11 protein-coding genes, 1 rRNA gene and 1 pseudogene are annotated in these 14,360 nt (G+C 61.3%); 7 read left to right on the top strand and 6 right to left on the bottom strand.

Annotated features, from left to right (window positions below; translation table 11 throughout):
* Nucleotides 1-6: 6 nt before the first annotated feature.
* The 5 genes from HU722_RS10565 to HU722_RS10545 are packed head-to-tail and all read left to right on the top strand — an operon-like array spanning nt 7 to nt 6,229.
* Complete coding sequence (locus HU722_RS10565) at nt 7-1,224, top strand: glycosyltransferase family 4 protein (RefSeq protein WP_065874601.1); 1,218 nt, start codon at nt 7-9, stop codon at nt 1,222-1,224.
* Nucleotides 1,215-2,318 (top strand): glycosyltransferase family 4 protein, encoded by a 1,104-nt coding sequence (locus HU722_RS10560; RefSeq protein ID WP_186754586.1) that lies wholly within the window; start codon nt 1,215-1,217, stop codon nt 2,316-2,318. Before HU722_RS10565 ends, HU722_RS10560 begins: the two co-directional genes overlap by 10 nt.
* 2 nt (nt 2,319-2,320) lie before the next feature.
* Nucleotides 2,321-3,748 (top strand): O-antigen ligase family protein, encoded by a 1,428-nt coding sequence (locus HU722_RS10555; RefSeq protein WP_065910743.1) that lies wholly within the window; start codon nt 2,321-2,323, stop codon nt 3,746-3,748.
* Nucleotides 3,748-5,157, top strand: coding sequence for a lipid II flippase MurJ (locus tag HU722_RS10550; RefSeq protein WP_065910730.1), 1,410 nt, complete (start codon nt 3,748-3,750; stop codon nt 5,155-5,157). The genes HU722_RS10555 and HU722_RS10550 overlap by 1 nt, the downstream gene beginning before the upstream one ends.
* 22 nt (nt 5,158-5,179) lie before the next feature.
* A complete protein-coding gene (locus HU722_RS10545) occupies nt 5,180-6,229 on the top strand; it encodes an acyltransferase family protein (protein WP_065889180.1) in 1,050 nt (349 codons plus the stop codon).
* Between the two features lie 246 nt (nt 6,230-6,475).
* Here HU722_RS10545 and HU722_RS10540 read toward each other — a convergent pair whose 3' ends face one another.
* The 3 genes from HU722_RS10540 to HU722_RS10530 all read right to left on the bottom strand — a co-directional run bounded on the left by HU722_RS10540 (nt 6,476) and on the right by HU722_RS10530 (nt 10,278).
* Nucleotides 6,476-7,057 (bottom strand): DUF4174 domain-containing protein, encoded by a 582-nt coding sequence (locus HU722_RS10540; RefSeq protein WP_065874597.1) that lies wholly within the window; start codon nt 7,055-7,057, stop codon nt 6,476-6,478.
* Nucleotides 7,058-7,221: 164 nt separating this feature from the next.
* Nucleotides 7,222-7,854 (bottom strand): glutathione S-transferase N-terminal domain-containing protein, encoded by a 633-nt coding sequence (locus tag HU722_RS10535; protein WP_065889176.1) that lies wholly within the window; start codon nt 7,852-7,854, stop codon nt 7,222-7,224.
* Nucleotides 7,855-7,920: 66 nt separating this feature from the next.
* Entirely contained in the window at nt 7,921-10,278 is a 2,358-nt protein-coding gene (locus tag HU722_RS10530) for a DNA polymerase II (protein WP_065910731.1), read from the bottom strand.
* Between the two features lie 145 nt (nt 10,279-10,423).
* Between HU722_RS10530 and HU722_RS10525 the strand changes: the two are divergent.
* Nucleotides 10,424-11,011: pseudogene (locus HU722_RS10525) on the top strand (hypothetical protein).
* A gap of 42 nt (nt 11,012-11,053) precedes the next feature.
* On the opposite strand, the gene HU722_RS10520 reads toward HU722_RS10525, so the two are convergent.
* Nucleotides 11,054-11,521 carry an SRPBCC family protein gene (locus tag HU722_RS10520; RefSeq protein WP_049709134.1) on the bottom strand — a complete coding sequence of 156 codons (468 nt, stop codon included), beginning with the start codon at nt 11,519-11,521 and terminating at the stop codon, nt 11,054-11,056.
* 97 nt (nt 11,522-11,618) lie between these two features.
* Between HU722_RS10520 and HU722_RS10515 the strand changes: the two genes are divergently transcribed.
* Nucleotides 11,619-12,020, top strand: a complete 402-nt coding sequence (locus HU722_RS10515) for a GFA family protein (RefSeq protein ID WP_065874594.1) — start codon at nt 11,619-11,621, stop codon at nt 12,018-12,020.
* Nucleotide 12,021: 1 nt separating this feature from the next.
* Here HU722_RS10515 and mrdA read toward each other — a convergent pair whose 3' ends face one another.
* Nucleotides 12,022-13,914 carry a penicillin-binding protein 2 gene (gene mrdA, locus HU722_RS10510; protein WP_065874593.1) on the bottom strand — a complete coding sequence of 631 codons (1,893 nt, stop codon included), beginning with the start codon at nt 13,912-13,914 and terminating at the stop codon, nt 12,022-12,024.
* A 259-nt stretch (nt 13,915-14,173) separates the two neighbouring features.
* Nucleotides 14,174-14,289 (bottom strand): 5S ribosomal RNA (gene rrf / locus HU722_RS10505).
* Nucleotides 14,290-14,360 lie beyond the last annotated feature (71 nt).

Raw genomic sequence — 14,360 nt, 5'->3', positions numbered from 1 at the left:
CCTGCGATGCGTATTTTATGGATCCTGCCCTACTCACCCTGGCCCGCCACCAGCGGCGGCAAGACGCGCCAGTTTCACCTGCTGCGCAGCCTGGCCGCGCGCGGGCATCGGATCACCCTGCTGCTGCATGACAAGCACCCGGTCTCCCTCACAGACCGCCAGGTGCTGGAAGCATTTCTCGAACAACTGATCATCCTGCCGCGCCGCCCGTTGCGCAGTGTGAAGACCCTCGTGGCCGGGCTGTTTGCACCCTACCCGCTGCTGGCCAGTGTGAATGGCCTGTCGAATGAACTGCAGGAAACCTTCAACTGGTTGCTGGGTGACCATTGGGACGTGGTGCAGGTTGAGCACAGCTACAGCTTCCAGCCTTACGAGGACGCGCTGGCGCGTAAATCCCAGCCGTTCGTGCTGACCGAACACAATGTCGAGTCGGCCCTCGGCGCGGCCACCTATGACCGTTTGCCGAGCTGGGCGCTGCCCTTCATTCGCTACGATCAATGGCGCTACACGCGCTGGGAACGTCGTGTGATGCGCCAGGCCACGCAGGTCGTGGCGGTGACTGACAGCGATGCACAGACCCTGACGAAGATCGCCGGCAAACCGGTGTCGGTGGTGGTCAATGGCGTGGATTGCGATCACTTCGCGGTGGCCCGTCCCGATCCATCGGCACGCCGCGTGCTGTTCCTGGGCAATTACGAATACGCCCCCAATGTGGACGCTATCGAGTGGGCGCTGGATGAGATCCTGCCCAAGGTCTGGGAGCGCTGCCCGCAGGCACGCATGAGCGTGTGTGGTTTCGGCATGCCAGCCAGCTGGCGCGAGCGCTGGCAGGACCCGCGCATTGAGTGGCAAGGTTTTGTGCCCAACCTGATAGACCTGCAATCGAGTTGCTCGGTTTTTCTTGCGCCGTTGCGCCATGGCGGCGGTTCCAAACTCAAGGTGCTTGAAGCCTTGGCCGCCGGCCTGCCGCTGGCGAGTACCGAGCAAGGTGTCTCGGGGCTCGACCTGGTAGAAGGCCTGGACTACCTGGGCGGACAGACCGCCGCGAGCCTGGCAGACGCCGTGGTGCGCCTGCTGCAGTTCCCCGATGCCGCCGTGCCCATGGGTGAAGCGGGACGCGCGTACGTGCGTCGCGCCCATGACTGGAGCGTCGCCGCCAGCCAGCTGGAGCAGGTGTACGCGAGCCTTTCGCCGTTGAATCAAAAGGAGCCCGTATGCGTGTAGGCCTGGATTACCGCACCGTCGGCACCTCGCCGCAATCGGGCATCAGCCGCCAGGTGTACGCGCTGGAAAGCGCCCTGCACAGCCTGCCGGGCATTGAGCTTGAACGGTTTACCGTGGCGCCCCTGGGCGATGAAACCCGTTTGCAGGCCCACTGCCCAGCCTGGGGCTGCGCGAAGACCGCCATGCACCAGCCGCAGAATCGCCTGCGTTTCGAGGCCGGTTTTCTACCGCGCGCGTTGCGTGAGCAGCATATCGATCTGTACATCAGCACCTTTAACATGGGCCTGCCGTTGCCGCCCAGGCCGAAAGGATTGCGCACCGTGGTGCTGCTGCATGACCTGTTTCAAATCACCCTGGACAACTACCACGCCAACCGTTTGAAGGCGCTGATCTACAAGACCAGCGATCGCCTGTCGATTGCCTACGCGGTGCACAGCGCCGACCGGGTGTGGACGCCGTCGCAATACAGTGCCGATGAAACGGTGCGGTTGTTTCCCAAGTCGGCGGGCAAAATTCGTGTGCTGCCCAATCAGGTCGATGGGTTTTCCGAACTGGCGGCGGACCTCAGCGCCCGCCAACTCCCCCAGCACTACTGGCTGCTGGTGGGCACCCGCGAGCTGCGCAAAAACGTGCCATTCCTGGTGGAGGCCTGGCAGAAAGCGCGACGCCAATCCCCTGCCGTGCCGGATTTGGTGCTGGTGGGCAGCCTCGACCATTTGCCCGAAGCCCAGCGCACCCTGCCGGGCATTCGCGCGCTGAGTGGCGTGTCGGATGCCGAATTGCACGCGCTGTACCGCCGGGCATCGCGCTTGTGGCAACCTTCGTATGCCGAGGGTTTTGGTCTGCCTGTGATCGAAGCCCTGAGCGTGGGCACCCCGGTGGCGGTGGCCAGCGGTACGTCGCTGGATGAAATCACCCCGCCGTCGGCACCGCGCTTCTCGCCCACCGATGGCCCGGCACTGACGCAGTTGATGATCAGCCTGGGCGAACGCGCCAATGAGGAATTGCCCGAGCAACAGCGCCAGTGGGCGGAGCGCTTCAACCATCACGCCTATCGCAGGCGCCTGGGCGAACTGATTGAGGATCTGAAGTGAAAATAAACTTGCCCAGCCTCTTCGCGATCCTCTTCGGCCTGCTGTTTGGCGCCCTCGCGCTGCTGCTGTCACCGGCCAAGGCGTTCCTCGCCGTGATCGGCCTGGCCGGGACCGTGACCATTCTGCGCTTTCCGCTCTGGGGCTTGTTGCTGTTTGCCCTGATCGCCACGTTCATGCCGTACTCCACGGTCAACCTGGGCATTCGCAGTACCGTCAGCGAAGCCATCCTGGCGCTGACATGGGGCGCGGTGCTGTGGCACAACTTCCTGGCCCGCTTGCCCGACACACCGAGCCTCTCCCGCCGGCCTACCGACCAGATGCTGCTGTGGCTGATGCTGTTCAGTGTGTTCCCGTTTATCGTCGGCCAGGTCACCATCCACGCCGACACCAGCGGTGTGGCCAACTGGTTGCGCTGGTTGTTGAGCCTGTCGTCGGTATTCCTCTGCGCCAAATTGCTGGTGGATCACAAGCACCGCGAATCGCTGGTAATCGCCCTGCTGCTGGGCAGCCTGGCGATGCTGGTGCTGTCGATTGCAGTGTTTGTGCGCACGCGCTCCGGGGCCAGCATTGCGCCGATCCTGGGGCTGTTCAACTACGCCAACTTCGACATGTTGAAGTTTGGCCTGGAGGCCATGTCTTCGCGCATGGGCTCGCCGTGGATGCACCCGAATGCCATCGGCGGGATCATGGCGTTGCTGCTGCCCCTGGCCTTCTGTTTCGGCATGACCGAGCAAGGCTGGAAACGCGCGCTGGGCCTGAGCGTGGCGTGCCTGGGCGCGGCGGCGCTGCTGTTGGCCAGCAGCCGCGGCGCGATGGTCAGCCTGGCATTGGTGCTGCTGTGGATGGCCACTCGCCGGGTGCCCTACACCGGCCGCCTGCTGATGATCGGCGCGGCGCTGACGGTGGCGTTGGTGATGGCTTATCCACCTTTACAGGAGCGCCTGGCGACGATCTTTTCGTCGGATAACGCCAGTACCGAAGTGCGTTTAGACGAGTACCGCATGTTCCCGCAGGCGGTGGTGTCGTACCCGTTCGGTATTGGCTTCAAGGTCGATCCGCCCGTGCCAGGCACGCATTTGCTAGGCATCTCGAACCTGTGGCTGAACTTCATCTACAAGACCGGCATCGTCGGCATGCTGTTTTTTGTGGCGGTGACGGTGCGCTGGTGGCGTGAAGCGCGCCCGGACAGCGGCCCGATCCGCCTGACTAAGGACAATGCGCTATGGCTGGGCACCAGCGCCGGGATTCTCTCGGCGCTGGTCAGCGGCCTGTTCGACCACTACTTCAGCTTTGCGGTGGTGATGGTCGCGCTGTTCTGGCTGATGGTGGGGATCAATGTGCTGGAAGCCCGCCGACTGTTTCCGGCGCGCCTGCCACAGGTAAAAAGCGTGGCGTTGCGCAAACCGCTGATTAATGGCGCGCAACCCTGATGCTGGGCTCCGCCGTCTGGCTGACCCTGGCGACACTGCTGGGCTTGTGCCTGGGCTTCGCCCGCGAATGGTTGCTGGTGGCGGCCTGGGGGGCGGGTGAGCGCAGTGATGCGTTCCTGATCGCGCTGTTTTTGCCGGAGGCGTTGCGCATGTCCCTGGCTGGCGGTGTGCTGAGTGCCGCTGCGCTGCCGCTTTATCTCGCGCGCAAAGACGACGAGCGGCTGGGCTGGTTGGCGGTGTTGTTTCCGGCATTGCTGCTGATCGCGCTGTTCATCAGCCTGCTGCTGACGCTGGTGGCGCCGTGGCTGGTGCAACTGCTCGGGCCGGGCTTGGCGGCCAGTGCGACGGCGTTGGCAAGCAGCAACTTGCAGATTGTCGCGTGGTGCGTGCCGGGTCTGATGCTGCATGCACTGTTCAGTATTCCGTTGCAGGCCAGCGAGCGTTTTGTGCTGGCAGGCTTGGGCTCATTGTTGTTCAACCTGCCGCCGGTGACCTACCTCGCGCTCGCAGGCACCGCCACCCAACCGCACGCCCTGGCACTGGCCTGCCTGGCCGGCAGCGTGTTGATGCCGTTGGCGCTGCTGCCGTCGATGTGGCGTCAGGGTTGGCGGCCATGGCATTGGCAATTGTCATTGGCGCCACTACGGGAGTTGGGCCAGCGCATCGGCCCGCTGTTGTTGAGCAATGGCGCGAGCCAGGGCCTGGCGCTGATCGAGCGGCTGGTGGCGTCGTTGCTGGGGGAAGGCGCGGTGACCTGGGTCAACCTGGCGCGCAAGCTGATGAACCTGCCGCTGATTGCGCTAATGAGCCTCAACCAGGTGCTGCTGGGCATGATGAGCCGTCGCCAGCGCGATGAACGCCTGGCCCTGCTCAAGCGCGGCCTGGAAACCGCCAGCGTGCTGACCCTGCCCGCTGGCGTTGGCCTGGTGGCGGCGGCACCGAGCCTGGTGGCGTTGCTGCTGCCCAAGCAATCGGTGGACTCGCCGTTGCCGCTGTTGCTGGCCTGGTTTGCTGTGCCACTGGTGTTCGGCGCCTGGAACGCCTTGCTCGCGCGCTATGCCTATGCCGCCGGCGATACGCGCCAGCCACTGCGCTGCGAATTGCTCGGTAGCCTGGTCAATGTGCTGCTGCTCAGCGCTCTGCCTTTTGTGTTCGGCATGGCGGGCATTCCCCTGGCTGCGCTGGCCGGGGTGATCTGCACCGCGCTACTGCTGATGCAGCGCCAGGCCTTGCTTGGCGCCCTGCACTGGGCCCGGCATTGGCTGCTCAGCGCAGTGCTGATGGGCGCGGCGGCGCTGGCGCTGTTTCGGGTTGAAGACGTGTGGCTGCAACTGGGGCTGAGCACCCTGGCCGGCGCGGTGGTGTTGCTCGGGATGGGGCTGTGGCTGAAGCCGTGGCGCAAGGCATGAACGATCAATCGGGACGACTCAGATGAAACATCGCTGGATTCAAATGGATATTGCCAAGGGTATCGGCATCCTGGTGATCGTATTTGCCCACAGCTGGTTCGTCGCCACCTCGCCGGACTTGCTGTACCCGGTACTGGCGTCGTTTATCTTGCCGTTGTTCTTCTTTTTGTCCGGGGTATTCTTCAAGCCTGAACAACCGTTCGTGGAGATGGCGGTGCGCAAGGCCGATGGCCTGCTCAAGCCGTTTTTCTTCACCATGCTCACCTATGTGATCGTGCGCAGCATTCTGCGCGGCCAGCCGCTGCTACCGGATGTGGGTGGCGTGCTGTATGCCTCGGTGGACACCATCCCGTGGCAGGCGCTGTGGTTTCTGCCGCACTTCTGGGTGGCGATCCTGTTCAGTTGGGTGATGCTGCGGTTGATCCAGCGCTTGAAGCTGTCGCTGTGGTTGAGCCTCGCGCTGGTGGCACTGCAATTGATCGTGGGCGCCTGGATGCTGCCGTGGTTCTGGCAACTGCCGGTCACCTTCGGCGAGCATACGTGGGTGCTGCCCGGCCTGCCGTTCAGCCTGGATATCACGCTGATCAGCAGCACTTACTTCATTGTCGGCTACCTGTTGCGCGATTGGTTGCGCCGGCACTCGGGTTCCTGGCTGACGCTGTTGGTCTCGATCGCGTCGTTTGCCCTGGTGTTCACCTTCACCTGGGACACCATGGACCTGGCGCAGCGGCGCTACGATCACTGGTTCTGGACCACCCTGTCGGCCGCGATCGGCGTGTACGCCTGCTGGGCACTGGCGCGGGTAATGATGGTCTCGGACAGGGTCACGCGGGCCATGACCTACATCGGCCAGAACACCTTGATCCTGCTGATCTTCCACGGCGAGATCCAGCACAAGACCTTCGACCTGATGGAGCGCTTGGGGCTGCCTGCGCTGCCGGCGGCGTGCGTGGGTTTTGTGGTGGCGGTGGTGGTGCCGTTGTTGATCGGGGAAGTGATCAAGCGGGTGGCGTTTTTGCGGTTCTTCTACTTTCCGTTGCGTAAGGCGACCGGGGAGAAGGCGGCAACTTAAGGAACACTGGAAGATGCGCGGCATTGGTAGCTACACATCTCGAGAGCAACCTGTAGTGAGCGGGCTTGCCCCGCGCTGGGTGGCGAAGCCGCCCCAAACCAGGCGACTTGGTTTTGTCTGGAACTCGGCGGTGCCTCTATGGGGGCGGCTTCGCCACCCAGCGCGGGGCAAGCCCGCTCACTACAGGGTTGTGTAGGTACTTATAGCCATCGCGGGCAAGCCCGCTCCCACAGTGGGTTGTTTATTTCAGTCGTCGAGTTGTTGCGGGGCTGGCTTGCTGCCGTGCTTGGCCGGTTTGGCACCCTTGGCCGGCGCAGCAGCGGGGGCTGCGGGTTCAGGTTCTGCAGCGGCGGCAGCTTCTTTTTCGGCCATCGGCATCTGGTCAATGGCGCTGAAGAACTCCTTCAGATCAAGGGTATCCGGTGGCACGGTCTTCTCGACTTTCTTCTCACCGTCCTTGCCCACCAGGATCACTTTAGTGCCACTGCCGGCGCCCAGTTTGAGGGCACGAATCAGCGCGTTGGTTTCAGGCGGCGTGAGCTTTTTGTTGTCCTTTGGGTCCTTGGCGAACTTCTCCCCTTCGGCACCGATGCTGCCGAATTTCACGGTGTAGAACACCATGCTGCGCTCTTCAAAGGACTGCTTGGTCGCAGGCTCGTCCAACTGTTTCTTGAGGGTCGCCAAGGTGTCGTTGCCAGAATCAAGCTCCACCACCACCAGCGGCCGGGCTTTGCCCAAGTCCTGCTTGAGCGGGTTGATATCATCAGCAGCCAACAGCGGCCCCGTTAAAGCCATCAAGGTAGCCAGGGTCAGCGACCGGATGAGCATGCGCACCTCCTTTGAATTCCATGCAGGGTTCTTGAGTTTCATGTCTGCGACAGTCAAATTCAAGGATGATTCCTACACCACTTTAAGAAAGCGTAGGTCAGGGCGCCCGCTGCGCAAGGGTTTGATGGGTTCAACCGTCATTGTTTCCACTGATTGCGGAAACATCATGCGACCTTCCACTCCGGCCAATGCCTCGCAAATACGGGGGCGACAATGGGATCGGCATCCACTTGCCCCAGGCTCTGGGCAAAGCTCGGCGCCAGCCCGTTCAACGCGTCCCGTGCCTCGTCCCAGCGCGACACCGCTGCGGCCATCAAGCCCAGTGCATTCGGCGTATGGTTCGGGCCAAACAACTGCCCGGCAAACTGATCGGCAAATACCACCCAGGCCTGGTGCAGGTAGCGCCGGGTGCCCGCAACAAGCTGCGCCTGCACCGTTTCGTCGACGTCGCCGATCCAGCGTTGCGGGTAGTCGATAATGCCGATCGCCGAATAGCAATTGGCTGCGATATACACAAGGCCGCGAATGATCTGCGCACGGTTGCCGGCCAGCAGGTCGGAGCCGGGAAACTCCAGGCCCAGGTGGATCAGGATCGCTGCGCTTTCCGTCAGCACCTGGCCGTCGGGGGTGACCAGGGTGGGCACCTGTTTGAGCGGGTTGATACGGGCCAGCTCATCACTGCCCTCACCTTCCGCCCAGGAGGCCGCGTCTACCCTTCGCCACGGCACCGCACATCGTTGCAGGGCGATTTCAATCATGCAGGAACCGGATTCGTCGATGCCGTAGAGCGTGTACATGGGCCTGTCCTCCTAGCGGTGCCTGTGCCCAAGAGTGCAAGTAACCACGGAGTCGAATCAAGTGTTTTAAAACAAGCCCATTTGCCCGCCGACCAGCGTGCTGAAATCGTCATTCACAAACGGCAGGATCGCGTCGGCCACCGGCTGCAATTGCCGGGTGACGTAGTGGTCGTAGTCGATGGGTGCTTGCCGCACTTCGAGGGGTTCCGGGCCGTTGACGCTGATCACGTAGCTGATCCAGCCACCGCGCTGGTATTGACGGGGGCGGTTCAGGCGGTCGTTGTATTCGTCCGCCAGGCGCGCAGCACGCACATGCGGCGGCACGTTGCGCTCGTAATCGTCCAGCCGTCGGCGCAGCCGTTTGCGGTAGATCAGCAACTCATCGAATTCGCCGCTCAGGGTACGGCGCACGTAGTCGCGTATGTAGTCCTGATGGGGCAGGCGATGGAAAATGCGCTGGTACAGCTCCTGCTGGAATCGGCGAGCCAGGGGCGACCAGTCGCTGCGCACGGTTTCCAGGCCTTTGTAAACCATTTCTTCGCTGCCATCGCTACGCACGACAAGGCCGGCGTAGCGCTTCTTGCTGCCCTCCTCCGCGCCACGAATGGTGGGCATGAGGAAGCGCGTGAAGTGGGTTTCGTATTGCAATTCCAGGGCGCTTTGCAGGCCGAACGCCGTTTGCAGGTGCTCGTGCCACCAGTCGTTGACGTGCTGCACCAACGCCCGTCCGATGCCGCTGGCCTCTTCCTGGGAATGCGCACTGCCGAGCCAGACGAAGGTGGAGTCGGTGTCGCCGTAGATCACCTCATAGCCTTGGGCTTCGACCAGTTCGCGGGTCTGGCGCATGATCTGGTGACCGCGCAGGGTGATTGACGACGCGAGCCGTGTATCGAAGAAACGGCAGCCGCTGGAACCGAGTACGCCGTAGAAGGCGTTCATGATGATTTTCAGGGCCTGGGACAGCGGCGCATTGTGCTCGCGCTTGGCCACTTCGCGGCCTTCGGAGACCCGCGCGACGATGGAGGGCAGACAGTGCCGGGTGCGGGAAAAACGCGCGCCGCGAAAGCCTTCCACCGACGCACTGTCATCGGGGTACTTGAGGCCTTCGATCAGGCCCACCGGGTCGATCAAGAAACTACGGATGATCGACGGGTAGAGGCTTTTGTAATCGAGTACCAACACCGACTCGTAGAGGCCGGGGCGCGAGTCCATGACAAATCCGCCGGGGCTGGCCTGGGGTGGTTTGTCGCCCAGGTTTGGCGCGACAAAGCCCTGGCGGTGCATCAACGGCATATACAAATGGGTGAACGCGGCGACAGAGCCACCGTTGCGATCAGCCGGCAACCCGGTGACGCTGGCGCGCTCCAGCAGGAACTTGAGCAGCTCGGTCTTCTCGAAAATCCGCGTGACCAGCTCGCAGTCCTTGAGGTTGTAGCGTGCCAGGGCGGGCTTGTCCTCGGCAAACATGCGGTTGATTTCGTCCATGCGCTGGTATGGCGTGGAGATGTCCTTGCCCTCGCCCAACAGGGTTTGCGCGACGTTCTCCAGGCTGAACGATTCGAAGCTCCAGGTCGCCGAGCGCAGGGCCTCGATGCCATCAATGATCAGCCGCCCCGGCGCCGCTGCGAAGTAGTGATTACGGCTACCGTGTTCGCGCCAGGCCATCGGCTCTTCGCCACGACCAAGCATCAGCGGCACGTTGAGGCGCTGGGCGTGTTCGTGGAGGACACGCAGGTCGAACTGCACCACGTTCCAACCGATGATCGCATCGGGGTCGTGCTGGGCAAGCCATTGGTTGAGGCGTTCGAGCAATTGCACGCGGGTGTCGCAGTAGTCGAGCTTGAAGTTCACCGCGTCGGTTTTGTTCGGCGGGCCGAGCATGTACACCTGGCGCTCGCCGCAGCCTTCGAGGGCGATGGAATAGAGATCGCCCTGGGCAGTGGTCTCGATGTCGAGGGACACCAGTTTCAGCGGCGGGCGGTAGTCGGGCGCGGGTTTCATCTGCGCGTCGCAGAGCACGCCGTTTGCGTCGGGAGTGCCACCGAACCACACCGGTGCGGTGATGAAACGCTCCATCATGTAGCGCTCGGGTGGGCGCACGTCACCTTCGTAGACATCCACACCGGCAGCGCGCAGGCGTTTTTCCACGTCCATCGCCTGGCGGTGCTGGCGGGTGTAGAGACCCAGGACCGGGCGATGATGAAAATCGCACAGCTGCAACGGGCGCAATTCGATATCGCGCTCACCCTTGAGCAGCCAATCCAGCGGCTTGCGATGGGCTTCGGGGATGAACATCACCGAGGTCTGCACGGGTAGGCGTATAAACCTAGGGCCGTGGTCGGTCGCCAGCCAAAAGCTCACCTCCGTGCCCGCCGGGGTATCACGCCAATGCCGGGTCAGGACAAAACCCTGCTGTAAATCCACCGTAACGCACCTCAGGAATCGCTTTCAGGGCGTGATTCTACTCGGCATCCGCGATCACGCGGCAGGCTAAGTGCGCGAAAGCAGAATTTGCGCATCGCTGACTCATCACTAGACTCAAGACTCCTCTCACATGGAAGTCTCATCAATGAGGCTATTTCGTTCCCTGCGCCAGGCGGTTGCCCTGGCTACCCTCCTGTCCGCCGGCCACCTGGTGGCCCACGCCGCCGATATCCCGCTGTCCAAATCCCTTGAAGCCGATGAAGTCACCACCAAGGTGCTGGCGGTGGACGCGGCCAAGCATCAGGTTGTGCTTGCAGGCGCTGAGGGCCGTGAGGTGCATGTGCAACTCACCGACGCTGCCAAGGACCTGGGAAACCTCAAGGTCGGCGACTAGGTCAAGGTGCTGACCACACACTCGGTCGCGGCCGTGCTGGATACCGACGTAGACAAGAGCGCACCGGATGCCAGCGAAAAAACCGGCGTAATCCGTGCCATTGCCGACAACCCCAACCCCGGCGGTGCAGCCTTCCGCCAGGTGCAGGTGCAACTGAAGATTACCCATATCGACCTGAAGAAAAACCAGGTGACCCTGGAGAATCCAGCGGGTGCGACGAAAGTGTTGAACGTTGAAAAACCGGAGATTCGCGCCGGCCTCAAAGACCTTAAAGTCGGGCAGAGTGTGGTGGTGACTTACACCGACACCCTGGAGATCACCACCGCTCACGAAAGCTGAGTACGGTGCAGAGGCGGGCATCAACCCTGATGCCCGTTGCGGTCAAGCCTGACGGGCTTGGCTCAGGTAAGTTTCGATGTTGCCCATTTGCTCATCCCAGCCCCGGGAGTTCATTTTGAAGGCTTTTTGCCGACGGGCTTCGGGCACGGTGTCAAAACCGGACTCGACCACACGCAGCAGAATGCCCGGTGCACGGTCCTCGATGGTAAATTCCACCAGTGTCGGGGTTTCCTGGTCGTAGTCGACCCCCGCCTCTACCGCAAAAGGGTGCCACCAGAAAGAGAACAACGTTTGCGGCAGGATGCGTTCGATCCTGGCCTTCCAGGCCACATGCTCGTAACCCGGATAAGTGATCGGCGCTTCGATGCTTTGCCCCACAACGAAGGTCTTACCTTTGAGGGCGATACCAAACCAATCGCCGAATTGCTCGGCGTCGGTGAGGGCTTCCCACACCTGTTTACGTGATGCGTCGAGCAGGACTTTACGTTCTATGCGATCTAATACGTGCATAAGTCACCTCCTCCATTGACAGTAGGCGACATCAAACAATGCGCAACCTGGGGTTGTAAGCAATGATGATGACCCTTCCTTGAACCGGCAATACGTTATGACTGACCCATTGAATGGAAGTTGCTTCTGCAAAGGCGTGCGCTACCAGGTGGACTGCCTCGACATGCCCATCAGCCATTGCCACTGCAACAGCTGCCGCAAGGTGCACGCGGCGGCCTTTGTGGCGACGGCCGGCGTGATGCGCGAACACTTTCGCTGGACGCGGGGCGTGGAGCTGCTGGCGTCTTTCGAATCTTCGCCAGGCAAACTCAGGCATTTCTGCTCGCGCTGTGGCTCACATCTGATGGCAGAGCGTGGGCATCAACCCCATGTCATCGTGCGGGTGGCGACGCTGGATGATGATCCAGGCGTCACGCCCACCGCGCATATCTGGACAGCCCATGATGTGCCCTGGCTTGCCTACGAAGGCGTAGAGCAGTGGGAGGAATGGCAGGTTTGATTTAAACCTTTGGGTCGCCAGGCGCCTTGGCCGGGGTTGCATATTGCGGCTTCAGGTGGCCTTCCTGATCGAGCAACCAGGCATCCATAATCTGACGCACTACCGGCCCCGCGACGCGGCCGCCGGCCTCGCCGTTTTCGATCATCACCGAGATCACGATTTTTGGGTGCTCCGCTGGCGCGAAGCCGACGAACAAGGCATTGTCACGGTGGCGCTCCAGGGTCTTTTCGCGGTTGTAACGCTCACCCTGCTTGATCGCCACCACTTGCGCCGTACCACTCTTGCCGGCAATGCGGTATTGCGCGCCTTGTGCCGCCGCGCGGGCAATACCGCGTGGATCGTGCATCACCAGTTGCATGCCGTGGTTGACCTGCTCCCAATCGCGCGGGTCCTTAAGGACCACGTTAGGCATAGGATTTTCATCCACGGGCGGCACGCCGTTGATGGTCTTGGCCAGATGCGGTCGGTTCCACACACCTTTATTGGCGATCAAAGCAGTGGCCTGGGCCAGTTGCAGCGGCGTGACTTGCATATAGCCCTGACCGATACCGAGAATCACGGTTTCACCCGGGAACCACGGCTGACGCCGGGTGGCGCGCTTCCAGGCCTGGGATGGCATCAGGCCGGCTGACTCTTCGAACATATCCAGCGACACTTTCTGGCCCAGGCCGAATTCCGCCAAGTAGTCGTGCAAGCGGTCAATGCCAAGCTTGTGGGCCAGGTCGTAAAAGTAGGTGTCGTTGGAGCGCATGATGGCGGCGTCCATGTCTACCCAGCCGTCGCCGCTGTGGTTCCAATTGCGGTATTTGTGGTCAAAATCCGGCAGTTGGTAGTAACCAGGGTCGAAGACACGGGTTTGCGGCGTGACGACACCGCTGTCGAGGCCGGCAATGGCGACTTCAGGCTTGATGGTCGAGCCCGGCGCGTAAAGCCCTCTAAGGACGCGGTTGAACAGTGGCCGGTCGATGGAGTCATGCAACGCGGCATATTCCTTGAAGCTGATGCCGGTAACGAACAGGTTTGGGTCGAAACTCGGCTTGCTGACCATGGCCAGCACTTCCCCGGTTTGCGGGTCGAGGGCAACCACCGAGCCGCGGCGATCACCGAGGGCTTCTTCCGCCGCTTCCTGAAGGTGCACGTCGAGGCTCAGCACAATGTTTTTACCCGGGATCGGATCCGTGTGTTTGAGTACGCGAAGTACGCGGCCCTGAGCATTGGTCTCGACTTCTTCATAGCCTACGTGACCATGCAGCTCGGACTCGTAGAAGCGCTCGATACCGGTCTTGCCGATGGATTGCGTACCGCGATACTCCACAGAGTCGAGGGCTTTGGATTCTTTCTCATTGATCCGCCCCACATACCCGATGGAATGGGCAAAGTGGGCGCCCAGAGGATAGTGGCGAACGAATTGCGGTTCTACGTCTACCCCAGGCAGGCGGAACTCGTTCACAGCCAGCAGCGCAATCTGTTCTTCGGTCAGCTCGTAAAACAATGTCACAGGCACGAAGGGGTGGCGTGCTTGTTTTAGCGCCTTGTCGAACACTGCACGGTCTTCGATGGGCAGGTGCAGCAAACTGACGATGGCATCCAGCTCACCTTTGAGGTCAGTGGTGCGCTCACGGGTGATGGTCAGGTTGTAGCTGGGGCGGTTGTCGGCAAGCACCACACCATTGCGGTCATAGATCAACCCGCGCGTTGGTGTGATGGGCAACACGTGGACACGGTTGTTTTCAGAAATCGTAGAGTGATAGTCATATTGCACCACCTGCAGGAAATACATGCGGCCTACCAAGGCACAGGTGATGCCGATCACTAACAGTGCGCAGGCGAGCAGGCGCTTGTTGACCAGGCGGTTTTCTTTTTCGTGATCTTTGATCGGTATCGGTTCAGGCATTTCTACAGCATCTCGTTAAAGAAGGTCGACGCCGCGTCCTGCGGATGAAAGATCAATCCCTGTGAAAATGTGCTGCACCATACCAAAAATGCAGAAACACTTTGTATCGATTTCCCCAACGGTATGCCGGATGAGGGATTTTTCATGGAGGTTCGGGGTACGGCAAGGGGAACGGTGACAGGCCCTTACTCCTGAGACTTTTCGACCGTCCAAAACAAAACCCCTGTTCGCGTTAGCAAACAGGGGTTCTGGAATTTAATCTTGACGATGACCTACTCTCACATGGGGAAACCCCACACTACCATCGGCGATGCATCGTTTCACTACTGAGTTCGGGATGGGATCAGGTGGTTCCAATGCTCTATGGTCGTCAAGAAATTCGGGTACTGAGTCGTGACCAGATGGCCTCGCTTCAGCAAATTGGGTATGTGACAGCTTTCGGTGTT

This window comes from Pseudomonas tritici (genome assembly GCF_014268275.3).
Lineage (GTDB): Bacteria > Pseudomonadota > Gammaproteobacteria > Pseudomonadales > Pseudomonadaceae > Aquipseudomonas > Aquipseudomonas tritici.
This window is presented reverse-complemented; position numbering and strand designations above follow the sequence as displayed.